Source organism: Streptomyces millisiae (genome assembly GCF_031845425.1).
Classification (GTDB): Bacteria; Actinomycetota; Actinomycetes; order Streptomycetales; family Streptomycetaceae; genus Streptomyces; species Streptomyces millisiae.
This window is the reverse complement of the sequence record NZ_JAVREM010000002.1, coordinates 52,076-75,812: the sequence shown is the minus strand read 5'-3', so window position 1 is coordinate 75,812 and position 23,737 is coordinate 52,076. Positions and strand designations below refer to the sequence as shown.

Annotated in this window: 11 protein-coding genes; 7 read left to right on the top strand and 4 right to left on the bottom strand. The window is 74.4% G+C overall.

The features are described 5' to 3' along the window. Positions 1–4: 4 nt before the first annotated feature. Entirely contained in the window at positions 5–1,897 is a 1,893-nt protein-coding gene (locus RNC47_RS02440) for an AMP-dependent synthetase/ligase (protein WP_311595049.1), read from the top strand. Here RNC47_RS02440 and RNC47_RS02435 read toward each other — a convergent pair. From RNC47_RS02435 to RNC47_RS02420, 4 genes are read right to left on the bottom strand one after another with little or no spacing between them, the layout of a single operon-like run. Further along, a complete protein-coding gene (locus RNC47_RS02435; RefSeq protein ID WP_311595047.1) occupies positions 1,882–3,069 on the bottom strand; it encodes an acyltransferase family protein in 1,188 nt (395 codons plus the stop codon). The genes RNC47_RS02440 and RNC47_RS02435 overlap by 16 nt on opposite strands. 33 nt (positions 3,070–3,102) lie before the next feature. Next, positions 3,103–3,699 carry a dTDP-4-dehydrorhamnose 3,5-epimerase family protein gene (locus RNC47_RS02430; RefSeq protein ID WP_311595045.1) on the bottom strand — a complete coding sequence of 199 codons (597 nt, stop codon included), beginning with the start codon at positions 3,697–3,699 and terminating at the stop codon, positions 3,103–3,105. A gap of 14 nt (positions 3,700–3,713) precedes the next feature. After that, positions 3,714–4,643: a dTDP-4-dehydrorhamnose reductase gene (gene rfbD, locus RNC47_RS02425; RefSeq protein ID WP_311595043.1), complete on the bottom strand. Its 930-nt coding sequence runs from the start codon at positions 4,641–4,643 to the stop codon at positions 3,714–3,716. After that, positions 4,640–5,887, bottom strand: a complete 1,248-nt coding sequence (locus RNC47_RS02420; protein ID WP_311595041.1) for a nucleotide disphospho-sugar-binding domain-containing protein — start codon at positions 5,885–5,887, stop codon at positions 4,640–4,642. The genes rfbD and RNC47_RS02420 overlap by 4 nt, the downstream gene beginning before the upstream one ends. A 499-nt stretch (positions 5,888–6,386) precedes the next feature. Here RNC47_RS02420 and RNC47_RS02415 point away from each other — a divergent pair, with 499 nt between their 5' ends. The 6 genes from RNC47_RS02415 to RNC47_RS02390 are packed head-to-tail and all read left to right on the top strand — an operon-like array spanning position 6,387 to position 23,736. After that, on the top strand, positions 6,387–7,586 hold the full coding sequence (locus RNC47_RS02415; RefSeq protein ID WP_311595040.1) for a cytochrome P450: 1,200 nt from the start codon (positions 6,387–6,389) through the stop codon (positions 7,584–7,586). Positions 7,587–7,621: 35 nt separating this feature from the next. Continuing rightward, positions 7,622–15,367 (top strand): type I polyketide synthase, encoded by a 7,746-nt coding sequence (locus tag RNC47_RS02410; protein ID WP_311595038.1) that lies wholly within the window; start codon positions 7,622–7,624, stop codon positions 15,365–15,367. Beyond that, on the top strand, positions 15,364–20,448 hold the full coding sequence (locus RNC47_RS02405; protein WP_311595036.1) for a thioester reductase domain-containing protein: 5,085 nt from the start codon (positions 15,364–15,366) through the stop codon (positions 20,446–20,448). The genes RNC47_RS02410 and RNC47_RS02405 overlap by 4 nt, the downstream gene beginning before the upstream one ends. Beyond that, entirely contained in the window at positions 20,445–21,668 is a 1,224-nt protein-coding gene (locus tag RNC47_RS02400) for a cytochrome P450 (RefSeq protein WP_311595034.1), read from the top strand. Before RNC47_RS02405 ends, RNC47_RS02400 begins: the two co-directional genes overlap by 4 nt. Then, a complete protein-coding gene (locus tag RNC47_RS02395; RefSeq protein ID WP_311595032.1) occupies positions 21,665–23,422 on the top strand; it encodes a fatty acyl-AMP ligase in 1,758 nt (585 codons plus the stop codon). Before RNC47_RS02400 ends, RNC47_RS02395 begins: the two co-directional genes overlap by 4 nt. Then, positions 23,422–23,736 carry an acyl carrier protein gene (locus tag RNC47_RS02390; protein WP_311595030.1) on the top strand — a complete coding sequence of 105 codons (315 nt, stop codon included), beginning with the start codon at positions 23,422–23,424 and terminating at the stop codon, positions 23,734–23,736. Before RNC47_RS02395 ends, RNC47_RS02390 begins: the two co-directional genes overlap by 1 nt. The last annotated feature ends 1 nt before the right edge of the window (position 23,737 follow it).

Genomic DNA, 23,737 nt, shown 5'->3' with positions numbered 1-23,737 from the left:
CGACATGGGTGCTCGTGGGGATCTCAGAAGGGCCAGGGCACAGGCCGCGCGCGAGGCACGCGCGCCCGCCGAGGTGGTCACGGAGGACGGCGTGGTGCGCGAGGTCCGGGTGGCGCCGCTGGTGCCGCGGCCGAGCGCGGGCAGCACCGCCGACCTGCCGTTCGACAACGCGGCCGAGGCCCCGGACGCGGTGGTGCTGCGCCGCAGGACACCGGACGGCTGGCGGCCGGTCACCGCGGCCGCCTTCGCCGCGGAGGTGTCCGGCCTGGCCAGGGGCCTGATCGCGGCCGGCCTCGGCGCCGGCGACCGGGTCGCGCTGATGTCGAGCACCCGTTACGAGTGGACCCTGTTCGACTTCGCTATCTGGGCGGCCGGCGGCCAGAGCGTGCCCGTGTACGCCACCTCGTCCGCCGCCCAGGTCGAGTGGATCCTGCGGGACTCGGGCGCCAGCCTGCTCGTGGTGGAGACCGCCGAGCACGCCGAGGTGGCGCGGGCCGCGTTCGCCGAACTCGACGACGCGCCCGACCTGTTGGTCATCGACGAGGGCTGTGTGGCGCGGCTGACCTCGGCCGGCGAGCGGATCCCGGCGGCCGAGGTGGCGGCCCGCCGCGCCGCCCTCACCCCGGACACGATCGCCACCGTCGTCTACACCTCGGGCACCACGGGCCGGCCGCGCGGCTGCGCCATCAGCCACGCCAACCTGCACGCCCAGACCGCCAACCTGGTCGCCCTGCTCAAGCCGGTGTTCGAGGAGATCACCCGGCAGACCCCGGAGACCCTGGTCTTCCTGCCGCTCGCCCACATCCTGGGCCGCACCATCCAGGTCGCCTGCGTGTCGGCGCGCATCGTCATCGGCCACTGCCCGAGCGTCAGACCGGACGACCTGCGGCCCGAACTCGCCTCCTTCCGACCCACGTTCATCGTCGGGGTGCCGTATCTCTTCGAGAAGATCCACCACACGGGCCGCGCGACGGCCGAACGGCTCGGCCGGGGCGCCTCGTTCGAGCGCGCCGACCGGATCGCCGTGGCCTACGGCGAGGCGGCGCTCGCCGCCCACCTCGGCACGGGAAGGGGACCCGGGCTGAGGCTGCGGCTCGCCAAGGGCCTGTACGACCTGCTGGTCTACCGGCGGATCAGGGCGGCACTCGGCGGCCGGCTGCGCTACGCCATCAGCGGCGGCTCACCGCTCGACCGCCGCCTCAACCTCTTCTTCTACGGCTGCGGCATCGTGGTCTACGAGGGCTACGGCCTGACCGAGACCACCTCGGCCGCCACCCTGATCCCGCCGCTCGCGCCGCGCCCCGGCACGGTGGGCCACCCGGTGCCCGGCACCGCGGTGCGGATCGCGGACGACGGCGAGGTGCTGGTGCGCGGCGACACGGTCGCCGCCGGCGCCACCGAGCCCGGCTCCTGGCTCGCCACCGGCGACCTCGGCTCGCTCGACGAGGACGGCTATCTGCGCATCACCGGACGCAAGAAGGACATCCTCGTCACCACCGGCGGCAAGAACGTCTCCCCCAGCGTGCTGGAGGACCGGCTGCGCGGCCGCCCGCTGATCGGCCAGTGCCTGGTGGTCGGCGACCAACGCCCCTTCGTGGCCGCGTTGATCACCCTGGAGGCCGACCAACTCGCCCACTGGCTCGCGGTCCGCAAGCGGCCACGCGACACGCCGTTCGCCGAGCTGCGCGACGACCCCGAGCTCCTGGCCGACGTCCGACGCGCCGTGGACCATGCCAACGAGGCCGTCTCCCGCGCCGAGTCGATCCGCGCCTTCGCCCTGGTCGAGGGCGAGTTCAGCGAGGCCAACGGCCTGCTGACCCCCTCGATGAAGGTCAAACGGCAGGCGGTCGCCGAGGCGTTCGCGGACGAGATAGCGAAGCTCTACGCCGGACGGTGAGTCCGCCGGCGGCTTCGCCCGAAGCGGCGCATCACCGGATCCTCGACCTGGCGGTAAAGCAGCCAGCCGAGCGACAGGTTGAGCCCGAAGAGCAGGACCACGATGCCCGTCCCGGCCGCGACGCCGTAGGTCTCGGTGCCGAACAGGGCGTCCCGCAGGTAGAAGATCCCGACGGTCTGGACCATGTAGAAGGCGAAGGAGACCTGCCCCAACCAGATGGTGACGGGCCGGTTCAGCGGGGTGCGCGCGCCCCGCAGGTCGGCCGTGGCCGCCGCGCCGATGACGGCCGCCACCGGCACGATGGTGGCCAACGCGAAGTAGTAGGGCGCGGGCCCCTCGGTCGCCACCACGTACCCGGCCACCGCGAGCGCCACGACCCACGGCACGGGCAGCCGCGGCCACCGGCCGGCGACCACCAGCCGCGCCAGCACGACGCCGAGCACGAACTCGAAGAGGCGGGAGGGCGGGAAGAAGTACGCGAACCACAGCTGGCTGAGCCCGAGATCCAGGTCGGTGCCCAGCGCGCTGGCCGCGCCGGCCGGGATGACGTGAGCGGACAGCAGCGACACGGCGGCGACGCCGGCCACCGCGGCGCCGGCCGCCGGCCACAGAAGGCGCTCGGGTATCCGCAGCAGCGGGCGTACCAGGAACGGGAAGAGCAGGTAGAAGAGCAGCTCGCAACTGAGTGACCAGGAGAGCGAGTTGACGCTGGTCAGCAGCTCGACGTCGGGGACGAACGCGTGCACGAGGAACAGGTTCGGCAGCCAGGCCCGGACGGGGGTGACCTCGGCGGCGAACAGGGCCATCACCAGGGCCCAGACCACCAGGTGGTTGGGGAAGACCTTCAGCAGCCGGCGCCGCCAGAACGCGAGCACCCCCTCCGCGGGGCGCCGGGACCAGGTCAGGACGAACCCGCTCAGCACGAAGAAGAAGGAGACGCCGACATAGCCGCTGTGTCCGAACCAGTGGCCCAGGCCGTCGGCGATCGTCTCGTTCGCGAAGGGGTTGACCGGCGCGACCTGGTTGACGAGGTTCACCGGCATGACGACGTGGGCGAAGAAGACCAGCAGCGCCGCGAAGAAGCGCAGCCCGGTCAGGGACGGGAGGCTCGGGGGCCGGGCGGGGCTCTCCGCTCGCTCGACGCCGGTTCGGGAACGGGCCGACAGGTCCACGGTGCTCTCTTTCGTCGATCGAGGTGAACGGCGCTAGCGCGCGCTGAGGCTGCTGCGGAACGCGGCGCACCGCTCGTAGGAGGGCAGCAGCCCGCGACGCTCCGCCTCGGCCAGCGACGGAGCCGAGGCGTCCTTCGGCGAGAGCAGCGGTTCGATGCCCTCGGGCCAGGCGATTCCCAGCTCCGGGTCGAGCGGGTCGATGCCGTGCTCGCGACGCGGCGCGTAGCCCTCCGAGCAGAGGTACACGACGGTGGCCTCGTCGGTGAGCGCGAGGAAGCCGTGCCCCAGGCCCTCCGAGAGGAAGACGGCGTCCCGGGTCTCGTCGTCGAGCCTGACCGCCTCCCACCGCCGATATGTCGGCGAACCGGTCCTGACGTCGACGACCACGTCGAGCACCGCGCCGCGCACGCAGGTGACGTACTTCGCCTGCCCGGGCGGCACGTCGGCGAAGTGGATGCCGCGCAGGGTGCCACGACGCGACACCGAACAGTTGGCCTGGGCCAGGCCGAGGTCGTGGCCGGTCGCCTCGCGGAAGTCGACGCCCCTGAACCACTCGTGGAACGAGCCTCGGCCGTCGGGGAAGATCCGCGGTCTGGTCGACCAGGCGCCCTCGATGGCAAGTGGTCGCATGTTCCTCGTCCTCCTCAGTCTCCTCGTGCTCCGTGGGTCGCCGTCGTCGCGGCCTGGTCGCCGGGCCGCTCGGCCCGCAGCAGGGCCGGGAACGCCTCGGCCAGCGCCGCCCGCCAGGGGCGGATCGCCTCGCCCCCGCCGGCGCGCCAGCGTTCGTGCCCGAGCACGCTGTAGGCGGGGCGCGGGGCGGGGCGTGCGAAGGCGGCGCTGGTGGTGGGCCGCACCCGGTCCTGGTCGGCGCCGTACAGCCGGAAGATCTCGCGGGCGAAGCCGTACCAGGTGGTCTCGCCCGCGCTGGTGGCGTGGTAGACGCCGGCCGGGGCGGAACCGGCGAGGGCCGCGTCCCCGAGCCAGACCAGGCGGTCGGCGACGTCCACGGTCCACGTCGGCTGGCCACGCTGGTCGTCGACCACGTCCGGGGCCCGACCGGCGGCCGCCAGCCTGATCATGGTCCGCGCGAAGTTGCCGCCGCCCGCCCCGTAGAGCCAGGCCGTGCGCAGCACGAAACCGGTGTCCGGCAGCGTCGCGCGCACCGCCGACTCGCCGGCCAGCTTGGTGCGCCCGTAGGCGCTGCGGGGCGCCGGCACCGCGTCCTCCGGGTACGGGGACGTGGCGTCGCCGGCGAACACGTAGTCGGTCGACACCTGGAGCAGCACGGCTCCGTGTGCCGCGCACGCCTCCGCGAGGTGGCGTGGCCCCGCCGCGTTGACCCGGGCGGCCGCCGCCTCGTGCCGCTCCGCGTCGTCCACGGCCGTCCACGCGGCGCAGTTGACGACGACGGCCGGCCGATGGTCGCGCAGCGCGGCGCGCACGGCCGCGCGGTCGGTGATGTCCAGGCCCCGCCGGTCGAGGCCGGCGACGACGCGCCCCTCGGCGGCCAGGCGAGCCAGGACGTCCCGCCCGAGCATGCCGCCGGCTCCGGTGACCAGCCACCGGGCGCTCATGACGCCCGCACCCCCGCGACCTCCAGGATGACCTCGGCCGCCCGCCGGGCCCCCGGGTGGCGCGCGTACGCGGCCCGCAGTCGGCCCGCCTCCGCGCGGTACCGCGGATCGGCGAGCACCTCGGTGACCGCGGCGCGAAGCCGCGCCGGCTCCGGTCTCCAGGTCCGCAGGAAGACGCCCGCACCCGACCAGCGGACCCGGTTGTTCGACTCCAGTCGGTTGTCGCTCACCCCGAAGGTCACCAGCGGCACCCCGTGGGCCAGCGCCAGTTGCACGCTGTCGTACCCGCCGTTGGTCACCACCAGGTCAGCCGTGGGCAGCAGTTCCACGGGCCGGACGAACCGTTCGAGGCGCAGGTTGGCCGGTCGCCGTGCGGCGGGCAGCACGTCCTCGGGGTCACGGTCGCCGGTCGTCGCGACGACCAGGACGTCCTCGTCGGCGAGCGCCGCCGCGGCCGGCAGGATCAGGGACGCGGGATCGGCGGTCCCCGGCTCCCGGGTCACGAGCACCACGGGAGTTCCCGCCGCGCGCGCCCGTGCCACGTCCGGCCGGCAGGCCACCGGGGTCGGGGCCCGGGGCGGGCCCGGCAGCGTGGGGCCGACGAACTCGACCACCGGCGGCAGGTCGCCGCGCGGGTACTCGAACTCGGGGACGGTGAGGACCAGATAGCGGTCGGCCAACCGGACCGCCCAGTCCATGAAGAAGCCGTCGACCCGCGGCACGCCGAGCCCGGCCGTCGACCGGCGCAGGGCCCGCCGCACGTCCCGGAACAGCACGTGGGACGCCAGCCACCGCAGGCCGCGGTCGCGGACCCGCCCGAGCGGCGAGGCGGCCGGGAGCAGGCCGGAACCGGGTGGCGGGACGCCCGCGCCGGTCAGCGGGAGCGGCCCGCCCACGAAGAGGACCGTCCGCGTCCCCCGCCGCCTGGCCAGCACCGGGGCGGCCAGGAGGCTGTGGTCCGAGAACACGACGTCGGGCCGGAACGCGCCGAGCACGGGCCCGATGTCGGCCACGTGTCCGGGAACGGATTCGATGAAGAGCGGCATGAGCACCTTCTTGAATCCCGGTATTCCGGGTTTCCGCTCGTCGAGGGTCCGCAACGCCGATGAATTCTCGTCGAAGTCGAGATGCGGTGCGATCGGCACGAAGGCGGCACCGGTCGCGGTGATCCGCTCCTCGAATTTCCGACCGCAGCGCCAGAGCACGTCGTGCCCTTTGTCCACCAGTTCTCCGGCGATCGGCAACGCCGGTAGTACATGACTGGTGATGGGCATTGTCGCCAGGAATACACGGGTCATGACGAAGCCTTCCAGCGTTGTCTCTCAACGGTGTCGGTGCGCTTCGTATCCCCGATGCTAGCGATTACCAGGGCGGCACAAATCCCCTAGCTTTTCCCGAACTCCCCTACTCGCCGCCACAGGGGCCGGGTAGGGGTTGCCCGCCCCGTCCACGTCCGCAGGATGGGAATGCGGCGCCGTTTTCTCTCGCCGGAAGGGCGCCGGAACTCGTGACCAGCGACGGGGGTGGTCACGGCGGGCCTCGTGCCATCGGTGAGGCCCCGGGCGCGTGACACGCCGCGGCCCGGGCCGCCGGCCCGCGTCCTCGACCCACTCTCTCCGAGCCGACGTGTGCGCCGGCCCTTCTGCCGTGTGTTCGTCACGCCGTGGGCCGCCGCCGTCGTCGTCGCGTCCGCCGGTGCGGACGACCGTTCGGAACGCTGGAAAGCAGAGAAAGGTGAATCGCATGACGGTGGACACGGATGTGCCTCAACTGCCGTTCCGGCGGTCCAACGTGCTGGATATCGCGCCGACCTACCGGGCGCTGCGGGACCGTGGCCCGCTGGTGCGGGTTCGCACGCCCGCCGGTGACCTCGCCTGGCTGGCGACCCGCTACCAGACGGCGAAGCAGCTCTTCGCGGACGACCGACTCGGACGGTCGCACCCGGACCCGGAGAACGCGCCCCGCATCTCGAACTCCCTCCAGTTCGGTGGCCCCTCGGGTGACTTCGAGACCGAACCCGAGCTGCACCGCCTGCACCGCAAGGTCCTCGCGCCCGCCTTCTCCGCGCGGCGCATGCGGCTGATCGCCGACCACATCGCCGCGCTCGCCACGCGGATGCTCGACGAGCTGGCCGCTCTCCGGCCGCCCGTGGACCTGCACGAACACCTGTCCTTCCCGCTGCCCATCGTGGTGATCTGCGAGCTGCTCGGCGTCCCGGTGGCGGACCGGGACCGGTTCCGCGAGTGGTCGTGGCGGTTCTCCAGCCTCGTCGACCAGCCGGGCGCGATGCAGGCGGCGATGGAGATGCACCACTACATGCGCGAACTGGTGGCCGAGAAGCGGAAGGAACCCGGCGACGACCTCATCACCGACCTGGTCGCCGCGGCCGCGGCGCACCCGTTGCTGACGGACGACGAGATCGCCGACATGGGGGTGCACCTGCTGTTCGGCGGGCACGAGACCACCGTCTCCAGAATCGACTACGGCACGCTTCTGCTGCTTCGGAATCCCGCTCAGCGCAAGGCGCTTCAGGACGACCCGTCGCTGGTCGAAGCGGCCGTGGAGGAGATCCTGCGGGTCAGCATTCCGGTGGAGGACCTCTTTCCGCGGTACGCCCGCTCCGAGATTGAGGTGGCGGGCGTCACCATCGAAGCCGGTGAGGCCGTGCTCCTCTCTCCGAGCGTCGCCAACATGGACGAGCGTGTCTTTCCCGATCCTGGACGTTTCGACATCTTCCGCAAGTCGGAGTTCCCGCACGTCGGATTCGGACACGGACTGCACTTCTGCGTCGGTTCCGCGCTGGCGAGAACGGAGTTGCGGACCGTTTTCGGCATGCTGTTCCAGCGCTTTCCCGGACTGGAACTCGCGGTGCCGTTCGAGGAGCTGCGCTGCAACGAGGAGCACTGGACCGGCGGCCTGGTGACGCTGCCGGTGACCTGGTGACTCGCGTACGCCGTCGATCTTTCTCAGGGGGACGTATGAGTTTTTCCGGAACACACACCCCGCCCTCCGCCCCGATCGCCGTGGTGGGCATGGGGTGCCGTTTTCCCGGTGGCGCCACGGGAATCGAGAAGTTCTGGGATCTGCTGGTGTCGGGGCGGTCAGGCGTGGTGGAGGTGCCCGCCGACCGTTGGAACCTGGAGGACTTCTTCGATCCCGATCCGGACGCCGCCGGGCGGAGTTACTCCCGGCACGGCGGATTCGTGGACGGCGTACGGGAGTTCGACGCCGGCCTGTTCGGCGTGGGCTCCGAGGAGGCGCTCGGGGTCGACCCGCAGCACCGGTTGGTGCTCGAGGTGGCGTGGGAGGCGCTGGAGCACGCGGGCATCGCCCCGGACTCGCTGCGTGGCACCCGCACCGGCGTCTTCGTCGGCATGGGCGGCAGCGACTTCGAACGGCTGCGGCTCTCCGCCGGCGACGTGTCGGCGGTGGACGGCTACTTCGCCACGGGTTCGGCCCAGAACATGGCGGCCAACCGGCTGTCGTTCGCGCTGGGCCTGGAGGGTCCGAGCCTGGTGGTGGACACCGCCTGCTCCTCCTCGCTGGTCGCGGTGCACCTGGCCTGCCAGGCGCTGCGGTCCGGCGAGTGCGACACCGCGCTGGTCGCCGGCGTCAACCTGATGCTCTCCCCCGGGACGACCGTCGCCCTCTCGCAGGGGCGGTTTCTCTCCCCCACCGGGCGCTGCAACACCTTCGACGCGACGGCGGACGGCTATGTGCGCGGCGAGGGCTGCGGGGTGGTGGTGCTGCGCCGCGCCGACGTGGCGCGCGAGGCAGGACAGCGGGTCTGGGCGGTCGTCCGGGGCAGCGCCACCAACCAGGACGGCCGCAGCAACGGGCTGACGGCGCCCAGGGGCGGCGCCCAGGAGGAGGTGATCCGGCGGGCGTTGGCGGCCGGCGACGTGCGCCCGGCCGAGGTCGGCTACGTCGAGGCGCACGGCACCGGCACCGCGCTCGGCGACCCCATCGAGGTCCGGGCCCTCGCCGCGGTACTCGGCGACGGCCGCACCGAGGCGGGCACCGGACCCGTCGCGCTCGGCTCCGTGAAGACCAACATCGGCCACCTGGAGGCCGGCGCCGGCATCGCCGGCCTCATCAAGACCGTCCTCGTCCTCGACCGGGGGGTCGTCCCACCCCATCCGCACCTGACCCGGCCCAATCCCTACATCCCCTGGGCCCAGCTGCCCGTGACCGTGCCCACGACGGCCACGCCCTGGCCGGACGAACGCCGCGTCGCCGGGGTGTCCTCGTTCGGCTTCGGCGGCACCAACGCGCACGTCGTGCTGGAGTCCCCACCGCCCGTGGCGGCGGACGGCCCGGCCCGGCCGTCGGGCCCCGTGCTGGTGAAGGTGACGGGCCGTGGGCGGGCCGCGGTGGCGGCCGGCGCGGAGCGGCTGGCCGCCTGGGCCCGGGACGCCGAGTCCGACGTGACCACGCTGGCCTGGGCCGCCGGCACCGGCCGGGCCGACCTCACCGACCGCGCCGCCGTCGTCGCGGAGACCCTGGGCGAGGCCGCGGAACTACTCGACGCCGTGGCCGCCGGGCGACCCGCGCCCGGCGTCGTCCAGGGCCGCCGGGGAACGGGCGGCGCGCCCCGCGTCGGCTTCGTCGTCCCCGGCCAGGGGCCGCGGCTCGCCGGCGCGCTGGCCGGGGTGTACGGGCGGGTGCCGGTGGTGACCGAGGTCGTCGACGAGGTGGCCAGGTCGGTCGGCCCGGTCTCCGGGCTGCCGCTCTCGGTACTCCTCGACGACAGCGAGGAGTCGGCCGCCGCGCTCGCGGACACCGCGGTGGTGCAGCCGGCGCTCTTCACCGTGGCCGTGGCGCTCGGCCGCTGGTGGCAGTCGATCGGCGTGCGACCGGCCATGGTACTCGGGCACAGCGCGGGGGCCTACGCCGCCGCGGTGCTGGCCGGCGTGTTCTCGCTGGAGGACGGCATCCGGCTGACCAGCGCCCGGGCCCGGCTGATGGGCGGTCTGCCGCCGGTCGGTGCGATGGCCGCGGTGTTCTGCCCGGCCGAGGAGTTGGCCGAGGTCGACGTGGTCCGCGACGGCCGGGTGGTGATCGCCTCCTACAACGGCCCCCGGGAGACCGTGGTCTCGGGGCCGACGGAAGCCGTGCTCGCGCTCCTCGACGAGATGGCGGGGCGCGGCGTGAAGAGCGTGCGGCTGCGGGTCTCCTACGCCTCGCACGGGCCGCTGATGGAGCCCGTGCTCGGGCCGCTCCGCGAGGCCTTCGAGGGCGTGGAACTCCACCGTCCCACCACGGAGTTCGTCTCGGACTCCACCGGCGAGCTCGCCGGGCCCGAGGTGGCGACCGTCGACTACTGGGTCCGGCACACCCGCCGACCGGTGCTGTTCTCCACGGCCATGCGGACGATGCTGGACCGCAGGATCGGCGTGGTGATCGAGCTGGGGCCCGGCGGGCTGCTGCCGCTGTTCCTCAGCGTGGCCGGGGAGCGCGAGCTGGTGTGCGCGCCCTCCGTGGTCGTCGAGGGCGGTGTGCCGCGCGGGCTGCTCGAGTCGGCCGGCCGGGTCTGGGCAGCAGGCGTGGACATCGACTGGAGCCGGGTCAACGGCTCCCGCCCAGTCGGCCCGCCGCCCGCGCTGCCCACCTACCCGTTCCAGCGCCTGAGCTACTGGCCCGACCTGGCCGAGGGCCCCGCCCCGGCCGCGGTCCGCGCGTCCGGCCGACCCGAACTGGCGGCCGTCGCCGAGCCGGTCGACGTGCCGTCCCCGGCGACCCGCCCCGCGCGCGACGAGCGGGAGGACGCGCGACGCGTCGCCGCCCTGGTGAGCTACCTGCGCGGCGGGCTCGCGGACGTGATGGAGCTGCCCGAGGGCGACGAACTCGACGCCGACACGGGCCTGTTCGACCTGGGGCTGACCTCGGCCATGGTGGTGAGGCTGCGGGCCCGGTTCGAACGTGACCTCGGCCGGCGGGTGCCCACCACGGCGGTGTTCGAGCACCCGACGATCAGCCGGCTCGCCCGCTACCTGGCCGACATGGGCGCGGTCCTCGTCGACTCCCGCGCCACGACCGAGCCGCCGGTCGACGCGCCCGAGGCGGCCCCTTCCCCCGCCGACGCCCAGGAACCGATCGCGATCGTCGGCATGGCGTGCCGGTTCCCCGGCGGCGCCAACGACCTCGACAGCTACTGGCGGCTGCTGCGGGAGGGCCGGGACGCCACCTCGCCCGTGCCCGCGGGCCGCTGGGACGGGTACGCGGACCCCGCGTCCACCCCGTCCCTCGCCGGCTTCCGCGGCGGTTTCCTCGACGTTCCCGTCGACGCCTTCGACGCCGAGGCGTTCGGGATCACCCCGCGCGAGGCCCGCACCATGGATCCCCAGCAGCGGCTGCTGCTGGAAGTGGTCTGGGAGGCGCTGGAGGACGCCGGACTTCCGGTCTCGGACCTGGAGGGCTCCCCGACCTCGGTGTTCGTCGGGATGACGACCCTCGACTACCTGCAACTGCTGTCGGCCGACGCCACCTCGGGGGCCGACGCCTACCAGGCCACCGGCAACACGTTCAGCGTCGCGGCCGGACGCCTCTCCTACTTCCTCGGCACGCGGGGCCCGAGCATGGCCGTCGACACGGCGTGCTCCTCGTCGCTCGTCGCCACCCACCTCGCCATCCGCAGCCTGCGGTCCGGCGAGTCGAACCTGTCGATCGTCGCCGGCGTGAACCTGCTGCTCTCGCCGGCCACCACGACAAGCCTGGCCAACCTCGGCGCGCTCGCCTCCGACGGCCGGTGCAAGACCTTCGACGCGACCGCCGACGGCTACGGGCGCGGCGAGGGGGCGGGCGTCGTGATCCTCAAGCGGCTGCGGGACGCGCGGGCCGACGGCGATCACGTCTGGGCCGTGCTGCGCGGCTCCGCCGTCAACCAGGACGGCCGCAGCGCCGGTCTGACCGTCCCCAACGGGCAGGCGCAGCAGTCGGTGATCCGCGAGGCCCTGCGGGACGCGGGCGCCGAGGCGAGCTCGGTCGGCTACGTCGAGGCGCACGGCACCGGCACCGCGCTCGGCGACCCCATCGAGGTCGACGCGCTGATGGCGGTGCTCCGCCCGGACCGGGGCGATCAGGCGCCCGCGCTGCGCGTCGGCTCGGTGAAGACCAACCTCGGGCACCTGGAGGCGGCGGCCGGCGTGGCCGGCCTGATCAAGACCGCCCTCACCCTGCACCACGGCGAGATCCCGCCGCACCTGCACCTGAACACCCCGAGCCCGCACATCGACTGGGACGGACTGCCGCTGGAGATCCCCGACCGGCTGACGGAGTGGGCGCCGGGCGAGCCCCGGCTTGCCGGGCTCAGCGCCTTCGGCTTCGGCGGGACCAACGCGCACGTGGTGCTCGGTGCGGCGCCACCCGACGCCGAGCCCGCCAGCGTCCCGGAACCGGCCGAGGGTCCCGCGCTGCTGGTGTTGTCGGCCAGGACCCGGCCGGCCCTGGCCGAACTGGCCGAGCGGTACCGGGAGTCGCTGGTCGCCGGCCAGGGGACCGGCGCGGCGGCGGGCTGGCCCGCCGTGGCCTGGCACGCGGCGACGCGCCGCACCCACCTGCCGGAACGGCTCGCGGTGACCGCGCCCTCGGCGGACCGGGCCGCGGAGCTGCTGGCCGCCGCGGCGCGGGGCGAGCAGCACCGCGAGCTCTCCGTCGGCCGGGTGGTGCCCGGGGACCGGCGGCGGCTCGTCCTCGCCTACAGCGGCCAGGGCAGTCAGTGGGCCGGCATGGGCGTCGACCTGCTCTCGGAGCCCGTCGCGGGCGACGTGCTGCGCCGGTGCGACGAGTTGGTCCGCGACCTGGCCGGCTGGTCGCTCCTGGACGAACTGCGCGCGCCGGCCGCCTCGTCGAGGCTGGCCGACACGGCGATCGCGCAGCCCGGCATCTTCGCGGTCCAGGCCGCGCTCACCGAACTGTGGCGGCGGTGGGGCATCAGCCCCGACGCGGTCGTCGGCCACAGCGTCGGCGAGGTCGCGGCGGCCCACGCCGCCGGCGCTCTCACCCTGGAACAGGCCGTCTCGGTGGTCGTGCGCCGGGGCGAGGTGATGGCGTCGACCCGGGGCAGCGGCGCCATGGTGGCCGTGGGCCTGTCCGCCGAGTCGGCGGCCGAACTCATCGAGCCCTACGGCGATCTGCTGTCCCTCGCCGCGGTCAACGGCCCCGGCAGCGTCGTCGTCGCCGGGGACCCGGCGGCCCTGGCCGACCTCGAACCCCTGGTGCGCGGCCGGCGGGCCCACTGGGCAAGGATCCAGGACGAGTACGCCTTCCACACCCCGCGGATGCTCCAGGCCAGGCCGGAGCTGCTGCGGGCGCTGGACGGCCTCACCCCGGCGGCACCGGCCGTGCCGGTCTTCTCCACGGTCACCGGCGAACCGGCCGGCCCCGGTTCCTTCGACGCCGCCTACTGGGCCGAGAACATGGTGCGCCCCGTCCGGTTCGCCGACGCCCTGCGCGCGGCGGCCGACCCGAAGGCGCACCACGTCGTCCTCGAGGTCGGACCGCACGCCGTGCTCGGCTCGGCCGCCGCCCAGTCCCTCGGCGACCGCTGCGCCGCGGTGACCACCGTCGCCTCGCAGCGGGCCCGCCGCGACGGACGGGCCACGTTGCTGACGGCCGCCGGGCAACTGCACGTGCTCGGCTACGAGCTCGACCACCGCGCGCTGTTCGGCGCCGGGGGCACGGAGGCGCCGGGCGGCGTCGGCCGGGGACGCGTGTCCCTGCCCACCTACCCGTGGCAGCGCGGGCGCCACTGGCTGCCCCGCCCCCCGGCCAGGACCGCAACGCCGCCCGGCACCCAGGGCACTGACGACTTCGAGGACGAACTCGCCGACGCCCTCTACGAGTTCCAGTGGCAGCCGGCCGAAGGACCGGCGCCGGAGGCCGTCGGGACGGCGCCCGCGAAGGGCGACTGGCTGGTGGTCGCCGACCGGGGCGGCGTGGCCCGGCACATCGCGGAGCGGCTGACGGCCGGCGGCGGGCGGTGCGTGGTCGTGCCCCCGGAGAAGCTGGACCCGGCCGCCCCCGACACCGCCCGGGAGCTGCTGTCCGGCCTGGACGCGCTCCGCGGACTCGTCCACTGCGGGGCGCTGGACGCGGGGCACACCACCGCGCCCGGCTCCGAGACGGCGGACGCGCTCGCCCTCTCCTGTGGCCCGCTGTTGACGGCGGCCCGGGTCCTGCCCGGCGCCGACGCCGGGGCCGCGCCCCGCGTCTGGGTGGTGACCAGGGGCGCGACGGGGGCCGAGGGCTCCGCCGTGACGCCGTCGCAGGGCCCGGTCTGGGGCCTCGGCCGGGTCGTCGCCCTGGAACGGCCGGAGCTCTGGGGCGGCCTGGTCGACCTCGACCCGGCCGCCGAGAACCCGGCGGCGGACGCCGACGCGGTGGTGGCCGAGCTGCTGCGCCCCGGGGGCCCGGGCGACGAGGACCAGATCGCCCGCCGGGCCGGCACCCGCCTGGTCGCCCGCCTTCGCCGGGCCGACCGGCTGCCCCCGGCCGAGGGGCCGACGATCAGCGGGACCGCGAGCTACCTGATCACGGGCGGCCGGGGCGCGCTCGGCCTGCGCGTCGCGGAGTGGCTGGTCGGCAGGGGCGCCAGGCACCTGGTGCTGACGGGCCGTCGCCCGCTCGCCGAGGACGCCGACGACCCCGTGGTCGCGGCCGTCCGCCGGATGCGCGAGGCCGGCGCCACCGTGCACACCCCGGACGTGGACGTGGCCGACCGCGAAGCGATGGCGGCGCTGTTCGCGCCGGAGGCGCCCTGGCCGCCGGTGCGCGGCGTGGTGCACGCGGCCGGCACGTTCAACCCGTGCGCGGCGGCGGAGTTGGACTGGGACCGGTTCCGCGCCATGTGCCGGGCCAAGGTCGACGGCACCCTGGTGCTGGACGCCCTCACGCGCGACGCCGAGCTCGACTTCTTCGTGATGTTCTCCTCGGCCTCGGCGGTCTGGGGATCCGCGCTCGCCGGCCACTACGCGGCGGCCAACAGCTTCCTGGACGCCATGGCGCACCATCGGGCCTCGCGCGGCCTCCCCGGGCTCGCCGTCGACTGGGGCTGGTGGTCGGGGAGCGATCTGGTGGCCGGCGAACACCTGGACCACTTCGAGGCGATGGGCCTGCACGTCCTGCCGGACCGGGTCGGCTTCGCCGCGCTCGAACGGCTGCTCGGCTCGGACCGACGTCAGCTCACGGTGGCGCCGGTCGACTGGGCGCGGTTCCGGCCCGTGCTGGAGGCCAGGCGACGCCGGCCCCTGCTCGAACGGCTGGGCGCCGCGTCCGACCCGGTCACGGCGGACGAGGGACTGCTGGACGCGCTGCGTGCGGCCAGGGGCGGGGCGCGGACGCGGCTGCTGGAGGAGCGGCTGCGCCGGGAGGTCGCGGCGGTGCTGGGCCTGGACGCCGGACACCCGGGGCTCGACCGGGACTCCGGCTTCTCGGACGCCGGCATGGACTCCGTCATGAGCGTGGAGCTGAAGAACCGGCTGGACCGGGTCCTCGGCGTGGTCCTGCCGGCCACCGCCGCGTTCGAACACCCCACGGTCGCGGCCCTGTCCGAGTACCTGCTCACCCTGCTCGCCCTGCCCACCGAGGAACCGCCGGCCGGGGAGATCGACGAGGATCCCGCGGCCCGGCTCGACGGCCTGTCCGAGGCGGAACTCCTGGAGTTGCTCGACCAGGAGCTCGACCAGTCGCCCGCATCCACCGAGAGCCCACTGGAGACGTCATGACGAACGTGGTCGCACCCGACGCGGAGCACCGCTCCAACGTGTTACGCCGCGCCCTGGTCGAGCTGAAGGCCGCGCGGGCCGAGGTCGCCGAGGCCCGGCGCCTGGTGAACGAGCCGATCGCCGTGGTGGGCATGGGGTGCCGTTTTCCCGGTGGCGCCACGGGAATCGAGAAGTTCTGGGATCTGCTGGTGTCGGGGCGGTCAGGCGTGGTGGAGGTGCCCGCCGACCGTTGGGACCTGGAGGACTTCTTCGATCCCGATCCGGACGCCGCCGGGCGCACCTACGCGCGGCACGGCGGATTCGTGGACGGCATACGGGAGTTCGACGCCGGCCTGTTCGGCATCCCGCCCCGGGAGGCGGTCGGCGTCGACCCGCAGCACCGGTTGGTGCTCGAGGTGGCGTGGGAGGCGCTGGAGCACGCCGGCATCGCCCCGGACTCGCTGCGTGGCACCCGCACCGGCGTCTTCGTCGGCATGGGCGGCAGCGACTTCGAACGCCTCAAACTCTCGACCGGCGACGTGTCGGCGGTCGACGGCCACTCGGCGACCGGCGGGGCGCTCAACATGGCGGCCAACCGGCTGTCGTTCGCGCTGGGCCTGGAGGGGCCGAGCCTGGTGGTGGACACCGCCTGCTCCTCCTCGCTGGTCGCGCTGCACCTGGCCTGCCAGGCGCTGCGGTCCGGCGAGTGCGACACCGCGCTGGTCGCCGGCGTGAACACGCTGCTGTCGCCGGGCACCACGGTGGCGCTGTCCAAGGGTCGCATGCTCTCCCCCGAGGGCCGGTGCAAGACGTTCGACGCCACCGCCGATGGCTATGTGCGCGGCGAGGGCTGCGGGGTGGTGGTGCTGCGCCGCGCCGACGTGGCGCGCGAGGCAGGACAGCGGATCTGGGCGGTCGTCCGGGGCAGCGCCACCAACCAGGACGGCCGCAGCTCGGGGCTCACCGTGCCCCGGGCGGACGCCCAACAGGAGGTGATCCGGCGGGCGTTGGCGGCCGGCGACGTGCGCCCGGCGGACGTCGGCTACGTCGAGGCGCACGGCACCGGCACCGCGCTCGGCGACCCCATCGAGGTCCGGGCCCTCGCCGCGGTACTCGGCGACGGCCGCGCCGAGGCGGGCACCGGGCCGGTGGCGCTCGGCTCCGTGAAGACCAACATCGGCCACCTGGAGGCCGCGGCGGGCATCGCCGGCCTCATCAAGACCGTGCTCGTCCTCGACCGGGGTCTGATCCCGCCGCATCTCAACCTCACCCGGCCGAGTCCCCACATCGCGTGGGCCGAGCTGCCCGTCACGGTGCCCACGACGGCCACGCCCTGGGCGGACGGGCGGCGCGTCGCCGGGGTGTCCTCGTTCGGCTTCGGCGGCACCAACGCACACGTGGTGCTGGAGTCCCCACCGCCCCCCGAACCGGCCGGACCGCCGCGCCCCGCTGCCCCGGTGCTGGTGAAGGTGACCGGGCAGGGAGCCGAGGCGTTGCGGGCCGGCGCGGAGCGGCTGGCCGCCTGGGCCAGGGACGCCGAGTCCGACGTGGCCACGCTGGCCTGGGCCGCCGGCACCGGCCGGGCCGACCTCTCCGACCGCGCCGCCGTCGTCGCGGAGACCCTGGGCGAGGCCGCGGAACTGCTCGACGCCGTGGCCGCCGGGCGACCCGCGCCCGGCGTCGTCCAGGGCCGCCGACGCTCCGAGGGTCCGCCGCGGGTGGCGCTCGTCGTCCCGGCGGCCGGGGCCCTGCCGGTCGGCCTCCTGGCCGCGCTGCACCGGCGGACCCCGGCGGTGGCCGAGGTCGTCGACGAGATGGCCGAGGCGCTGGGGCCGGCGGCCGAGGCGTCCCTGGGGGCACTGCTCGGGGGCACCGACGACGGCCCCGGCCAGGGTGCGCCGACCGCCGGGGACCTCGTCCGGTATGTCACGTCCGTGGCCCTCGGCCGCTGGTGGCGGTCGATCGGCGTCCGCCCGGACCTGGTGGTCGGGCGCGGCACCGGCGCCTTCGCGGCGGCCACCCTGGCCGGCGTCTGGTCGCCGGCCGACGGCGCCCGTCTCGTGTCCGCGCTCGCGGCGGGTGAACCGTTGGACTCCGTGCTCGACAAGGTGGGGCTGCGGGCTCCGGGCACCGAGTTGCTGCTCGACACGGACCTCACGGGCGACGGCGCGGAGGTGGCCACCGCCGGGTACTGGCTGCGCCGGGCCGGTGACCCGGCGCCCGCGGCGGAGACCGTCCGCGCCGTTCTGGAGCGTCGGGTGCAGGCGGTGGTCGAGCTCGGGTCCGCCGAGTTGGGGCCCGGTTTCCTGGCGGCGACGGACGAGCAGGACATGCTGGCCGTCGCGGCGCCGGCCGCCGCCTCGGACGCGCCGCTGCCCGGGCTGCTGGAGGCGGCCGGTCGGCTCTGGGCGGCCGGCGCGAGCCTCGACTGGGCCCAGGTCAACGGCCCCCGCCCGGCCCATCCGCCGCTGCTGCCCACCTATCCGTTCCAGCGCCGGACCTTCTGGCCCGGCGCCGACCCCCGGGCCTCGCTGGCCCGTGCCGCGCACCCCGCGGGAGGCACGGGGCTGCGGCCGCGCGTGCTCGGCACCGCGACCGGCGTCACCGTGGGCGAGACCGAACTCTCGCTGCGCCAGGTGCCGTTCCTGGCGGAGCACCGGGTGCACGGCCGACTCGTGGTGCCCGGGGTGATCTTCCTCGAACTCGTGCTCAGGTGTGCCGAACACGCCTTCGGCGGGCCGGCGCGGGCCCAGGACCTCTCGGTCTCCCGGCCGCTGGTGCTCGGCGACGAGGACACCGCCACGGTCCAGGTCGTCATCGACCCGCCGACGGCCGGGCGGGCCCGCGCGCGGCTCTTCAGCGGCAGCCACGCGACGGGCTGGCGGCTGCACTTCGAGACCGTGCTCGACGGTGGTGAGCTGGCGGCGGAGCCGCCAGCCGGCGCGGTCGCCGAGGAGTCCTTCGCCGCCGGTGCCGCCCGCTGCCACCGTGCCATCGGCGAGGACGAGTTCTACCGGCGGGCCTGGCACCCGATGTTCCGGCTCGGCCCGAGCTTCCGCCTGGTGCGCGGCGCCCGCACCGGTCCCGGCGCCGCGGTGGGCACCCTCGTCCGGCCGGCGCCGGACGCGGCCGGCGTGGTCGCCGGAGTCCGTCCGGAACTGCTGCTGCTCGACGCCTGCATCCAGTTGGTCGCGGTCGCCGCGCTCTCCGGGGAGGGCTTCACCGACCGCCCCGTGCACCTCGGCACCGGGTACCAGCGGATGTCGGTCGGCGACGTGGGCGCCGCCTCGGAGTTGGAGTGCGCCGCCGTGCTCCGGGAGTCGGCGGACGGCTCCGTCCTCGGTGATCTCCGGCTGACGGACGCCGAGGGGCGGCTGGTCGCCGAGATCTGGGGCGCCTCCTTCCGGCCGGTCACCGAGCGGATGCTCCAGCGCATGGTCGCCGGCCCGGCCGCGGCGGACGGCCCACCGGCCGCCTCGGACGTCCCCGCGGGGCCGGACGTGGCCGAGCTGCGGGCGGCCGAGGAACCGGCGCGCTCCCGACTCGTCGTCGACCTCCTCACCCACGGCCTGGCCCGCGTCCTCGGCGCGCGGCCCGCCGAGATCGACCCCAGGGCGCCGGTGGAGACCCTGGCCGACTCGCTGATGATCGCCGAACTCCGCACCGACATCGAGCGCCGGCTCGGCGTCACCGTGCCCATGGAGGCCTTCTTCGCCGACGCGACCCTCACCACGCTCGCCCGCTACGTCACCGAGGAGTGGGCGACCGAGGCCCCGCCGGCCGCGCCCACGCCGGAAGCGGCACCGGCACCGGCACGGAAGGCCGCCGGTCCGGCGGCGAAGGCGCCCGCCCCACGTCCGGCCCGGCCCTCCCGCGTCACGTTCATGTCCGTCCCCGAGATGACCGAACTCGCCGAGCTGGACGCGTCGATCACGGTCACCGGACCGCCCGAGCCCTGGGAGCGCACCTCGGGCGCGACGCTGCTCACCGGCGCCACCGGCTTCGTCGGCGGCTTCCTGCTCGCCGAGCTGCTGAACCGGCGGCCGGGCGACGTGCACTGCCTGGTCCGGGCGAGCGACCCCGCCCACGCCATGCGGCGCCTCACCGACAACCTCCGCTCGTACGGCGTCGATCCGACCCCGCACCTGTCCAGGATCGTGCCGGTCGTCGGCGACCTCGCCAAGCCCAGGTTCGGCCTCGACGAGGCGCGCTTCGCCGCCCTGCACGACGGGATAGGGGACATCGTCCACTGCGGCGGCATGGTCAAGTGGACCTACCCCTACCAGGGGTTGCAGGGCGCCAACGTCGCCGGCACCCGCGAGGTGCTGCGCCTCGCGACGCTCGGCGCGCCGCGCCCGGTGCACTTCATCTCCACCGTCGGGGTCTTCTCCTCCAGGGACTTCACCGCCGACGTGGTGTACGAGACCGACGACATGCACACCAGCGGTTCGCTGGTGGTCGGCTACGCCCAGACCAAGTGGGTGTCGGAGCGCATGGTCAGGTTCGCGCACGAACGCGGCCTGCCCGTCACCATCCACCGGATCAACACCGGCGGGCACAGTGTCACCGGTGCCTTCAACCGCCTCGACCACCTGACCCTGATCCTCAAGGGCTGCGTCCAGGCGGGCATCGCGCCGCACAGCGTGGCGGTCATGCCGGTGCAGCCGGCGCCGATCGACTACGTGGCGAGCGCGGTCGTGGAGGTCGCCAAGCGGCCGGAACTGCTGGGCGGCACCTTCCACCTCGTCAACGAGCGAGCGCTGACCTGGAAGGAACTCTTCGACGCCGTCGAGACATTCGGCTACCCGCTGGAGCGGGTCCCGTTCGAGGACTGGCGCCGGCAGGTGACCGGGCGCAACCCGGGCACGCTCGCGCTCCTCGGCCTCGCGCCGTTCCTCCACGACAGCCTGGAACACACCCGCCTGCCGTTCTCGGACTCCGAGCTCACCCGGCGGGCGCTGGCGGGCGCCGACCTCAGCTGCCCGCCCCTCGACGACGCCCTGGTGCACACCTTCCTCAGGGGCTTCGTCGAGGCCGGCTTCCTGGAACCCCCGGCCGGTGCCCGACGCACCACCCCCCGCCCCGAAGGGAGTGACTCATGACCGCCATCACCATCGACCTGACCGACCTCGAGTACCGGCTCAACCCGTGGCCGACGTACGAGGTGCTGCGGGACCAAGCGCCCGTCCACCACGTGCCGGGCGGGACCGCGGCAGGCGAGGACCTCTATGTGATCAGCCGCTACGACGACGTGTCGAACACCCTGCGCGACAAGAAGACGTTCTCCAACCAGGTCATCACCGACGAGCGCTTCAACGTGCCGGTGCTGGTCAACCGGGACGCCCCCGAACACACCAGGCTGCGCAGGAACGCCAACCGGGCGTTCAACGCCAAGCTCGTCCGCAACCTCGGCAGTTGGGTGCAGACCGTCATCGACGAGGTGCTGGCGGACGCGCTCGCCGGTGACCGGGTGGAGTGGGTCGAGGCCTTCACCACCACCCTGCCCCTGCGCGTGGTCAGCGACATGCTCGGCATCCCCCGCGACCGGAAGGACGACTTCCGCCGCTGGACCCAGGCCGTGATGAACATGTTCGCGGTGGCCGCCGGCATGGACCCGGACGAGGTGCCCGGATTCCTGGAGGACCTTCTGGAGTTCGGCAACTACATGGGCGAACTGGCCCAGGAACGCAAGGGCAAGCCCAACCGCGGCGACATCCTCGGGGCACTGGTCGAGGAGCACGAGGCCGGCCAGCTCTCCCAGGACGAACTGACCATCATGGCCTGGTCCTTCATCGCGGCCGGCTACGAGACGACGATGAACCTGCTCGGCGGCGGGCTGCGGATGCTGCTGACCGACCCGGCCCTGGCCAAGCGGCTCACGACGGAACCGGACAGGACCGAGGATTTCATCGAGGAGTACCTGCGGGTATACAGCCCGATCCAGTGGACGCTGCGCCGGCCCACCGAGGACACGGAGTTGCACGGCGTCCGCATCCCCCAGGGCGCCCTGGTGCACGTGGTGATCGGCGCGGCCAACCGCGATCCGCGCAGGTTCCCCGCTCCCGACGCCTTCGACATCGACCGCGACAACAAGTCGGAGCACCTGGCGTTCGGCGCCGGGCCGCACTTCTGCCCCGGCTCGGCGCTGGCCCGGCTGCTCGCCGGCCTGGCGTTCCGCTCCTACTACCCCGTTCTCGACCGGCTCTCGATCGACCCCGAGGACCCGCCGCGGCTGCGGACCCAGCAGGGCGCCTACGGCCTCGCGCGGATGAGCCTCCTGGTGTCGCGGGGACCGGACGACCGGAAGGACAGGACCTCATGACGACGACGACCGTTCCCACCCTGACTCTGCTCGGTCGGCTGCGCGAGCACGCGACGCGGAAGCCCTCGGTCCCGGCGTGCGTCTTCACCTCGGACGACGGGGAGGACGAACAGACACTGACGTACGCGGAGTTGGACCGCGACATCAGGACCATCGCGACCGGGCTGCGGGCCCGCCTGGACCCGGGCGACCGGGCCCTGCTGCTGTTGCCCGAGGGCGCGGACTTCGTCCGTGGCTTCCTCGGCTGCATGCGGGCGGGCGTGATCCCCGTGCCGGCGTACCCCCCGCTGCCGGTGCAGTCCCGCCAGCGGGTCGAGACGCTGCGGGCCGTCGTGGCCGACTGCGGGCCGCGCGCCGTTCTCAGCGCGGCGTCGACGGAGGACAAGGACGCGATCCGCCGGGTCGTGCCCGACCTGGGGGACGTGTGGTGGAGCGGCCCCGGGGAACTGCTCGACGGCGGGGCGCCGGACGAGGCGGCCGAGTACCAGGCCACCCCCGAGGACATCGCCTTCCTCCAGTACACCTCGGGCTCCACCTCCACCCCCAAGGGGGTGGTGGTCACCCACGGGGCGCTCGCGCACAACGTGGAGATGATCAGGACGGCCTTCGGGCTCGACGAGGAGCCCCGGATGGCCAGTTGGCTGCCGCTCTTCCACGACATGGGCCTGATCGGCAACGTCCTCCATCCCCTGTGGGCGGGCGGGACCACGATCCTGATGACGCCGATGACGTTCCTCAAGCGGCCGGCGCGGTGGCTGCGCGCCATCTCCCGGCACCGGGCCAACGTCACCGGGGCACCGAACTTCGCGTACGACCTGTGCACCCGCAGGGTCAGGGCGAGCGAGAGCGCCGATCTCGACCTCAGCAGTTGGCGGGTGGCGTACAACGGCGCCGAGCCGGTGCGCGCCGCCTCCCTGGACGCGTTCGCCGAGCGGTTCGCCGCCCACGGCTTCGACCCGAGGTCCTGGTGGCCCTGCTACGGCCTCGCCGAGGCGACGCTGCTGGTCACCGGCGGGGACCCGAGGCGGGAGCCCAGCCGGCTCACCGTGGACCGCGACGCCTTCCAGCGGGATGTGGTGGTCCCGGCCGACGAGGGCACGGTGCTGGTCAGCAGCGGGTTCACCAGCATGGAGCGGACGGTGCTGATCGTCGACCCCGAGACCCTGCGGCCCGTGCCGCCCGGCCACGTCGGGGAGATCTGGATCGGCGGCCCCCATCTGCCGATCGGCTACTGGGGGAACGCCCGGGCCACCGAGGAGACCTTCGCCGCCCGGCCGGTCGGCGGTCCGCCGGAACCCTACATGCGCTCCGGCGACCTCGGGTTCCTCCACGACGGCGAGCTGTACGTGACGGGTCGCTGCAAGGACCTCCTCATCGTCGGCGGTCGCAACCACTACCCGCAGGACATCGAGGCGACCGTCGAGGAGTCGCACGACGCCGTCCGCAAGGGCTGCGTGGCGGCCTTCGCCGTCGACGACGGCGACCGCGAGCGGGTGGTGGTCGTCGTCGGCGCGGGGCAGGGCGCGGTCGGCGTCGGCGAGGCGGCGGCGGCCAAGCGCGCCGCGATCGTCCGGGCGGCGACCGTCGCGGTCGCCGCCGAGCACGGCATCACGCTGGACGACGTGGCGGTCGTCGGTCCGAACGCGGTGCCGAAGACATCCAGCGGGAAGCTGCGGCGCGGCGCCTGCAGAACCGCCTACCTGCGCGGCGAGTACCTGCTCGGCGCGAAACCGGAGAGGACGGAGGAGACGTGATGGACGCGGCGCTCACCCCCTGGCAGGTCCAGGACTGGCTGACCGCCCGGGTCGCCGAGCTGCTGCGGGTCGACGTGGCGCAGGTCTCGTCGGAGGCGATGTTCCGCGATCTGGGGCTCTCCTCCGTGCAGTTGGTCGAGATGACGGCGGACCTGGAGGACTGGAGCGGACGTCCGCTGCCCGCGACCTTCGTCTTCGACTGCCCGACGATCGAGGATGCCGTGGCGCACCTCACCCGCCCGGCGACGCCGGAGCCGGCGGTTGGGCGGGACGCGGTGGCGGCGGGCGGAACCCGGGAAGGCGAGGGTGGCTGAC

Coding starts and splice junctions, on each gene's coding strand:
- RNC47_RS02390 (WP_311595030.1), top strand. CDS start 23,422: ATGGACGCGGCGCTCACCCCCTGGCAGGTCCAGGACTGGCTGACCGCC.
- RNC47_RS02415 (WP_311595040.1), top strand. CDS start 6,387: ATGACGGTGGACACGGATGTGCCTCAACTGCCGTTCCGGCGGTCCAAC.
- RNC47_RS02395 (WP_311595032.1), top strand. CDS start 21,665: ATGACGACGACGACCGTTCCCACCCTGACTCTGCTCGGTCGGCTGCGC.
- RNC47_RS02440 (WP_311595049.1), top strand. CDS start 5: ATGGGTGCTCGTGGGGATCTCAGAAGGGCCAGGGCACAGGCCGCGCGC.
- RNC47_RS02430 (WP_311595045.1), bottom strand. CDS start 3,699: ATGCGACCACTTGCCATCGAGGGCGCCTGGTCGACCAGACCGCGGATC.
- RNC47_RS02410 (WP_311595038.1), top strand. CDS start 7,622: ATGAGTTTTTCCGGAACACACACCCCGCCCTCCGCCCCGATCGCCGTG.
- rfbD (WP_311595043.1), bottom strand. CDS start 4,643: ATGAGCGCCCGGTGGCTGGTCACCGGAGCCGGCGGCATGCTCGGGCGG.
- RNC47_RS02400 (WP_311595034.1), top strand. CDS start 20,445: ATGACCGCCATCACCATCGACCTGACCGACCTCGAGTACCGGCTCAAC.
- RNC47_RS02405 (WP_311595036.1), top strand. CDS start 15,364: ATGACGAACGTGGTCGCACCCGACGCGGAGCACCGCTCCAACGTGTTA.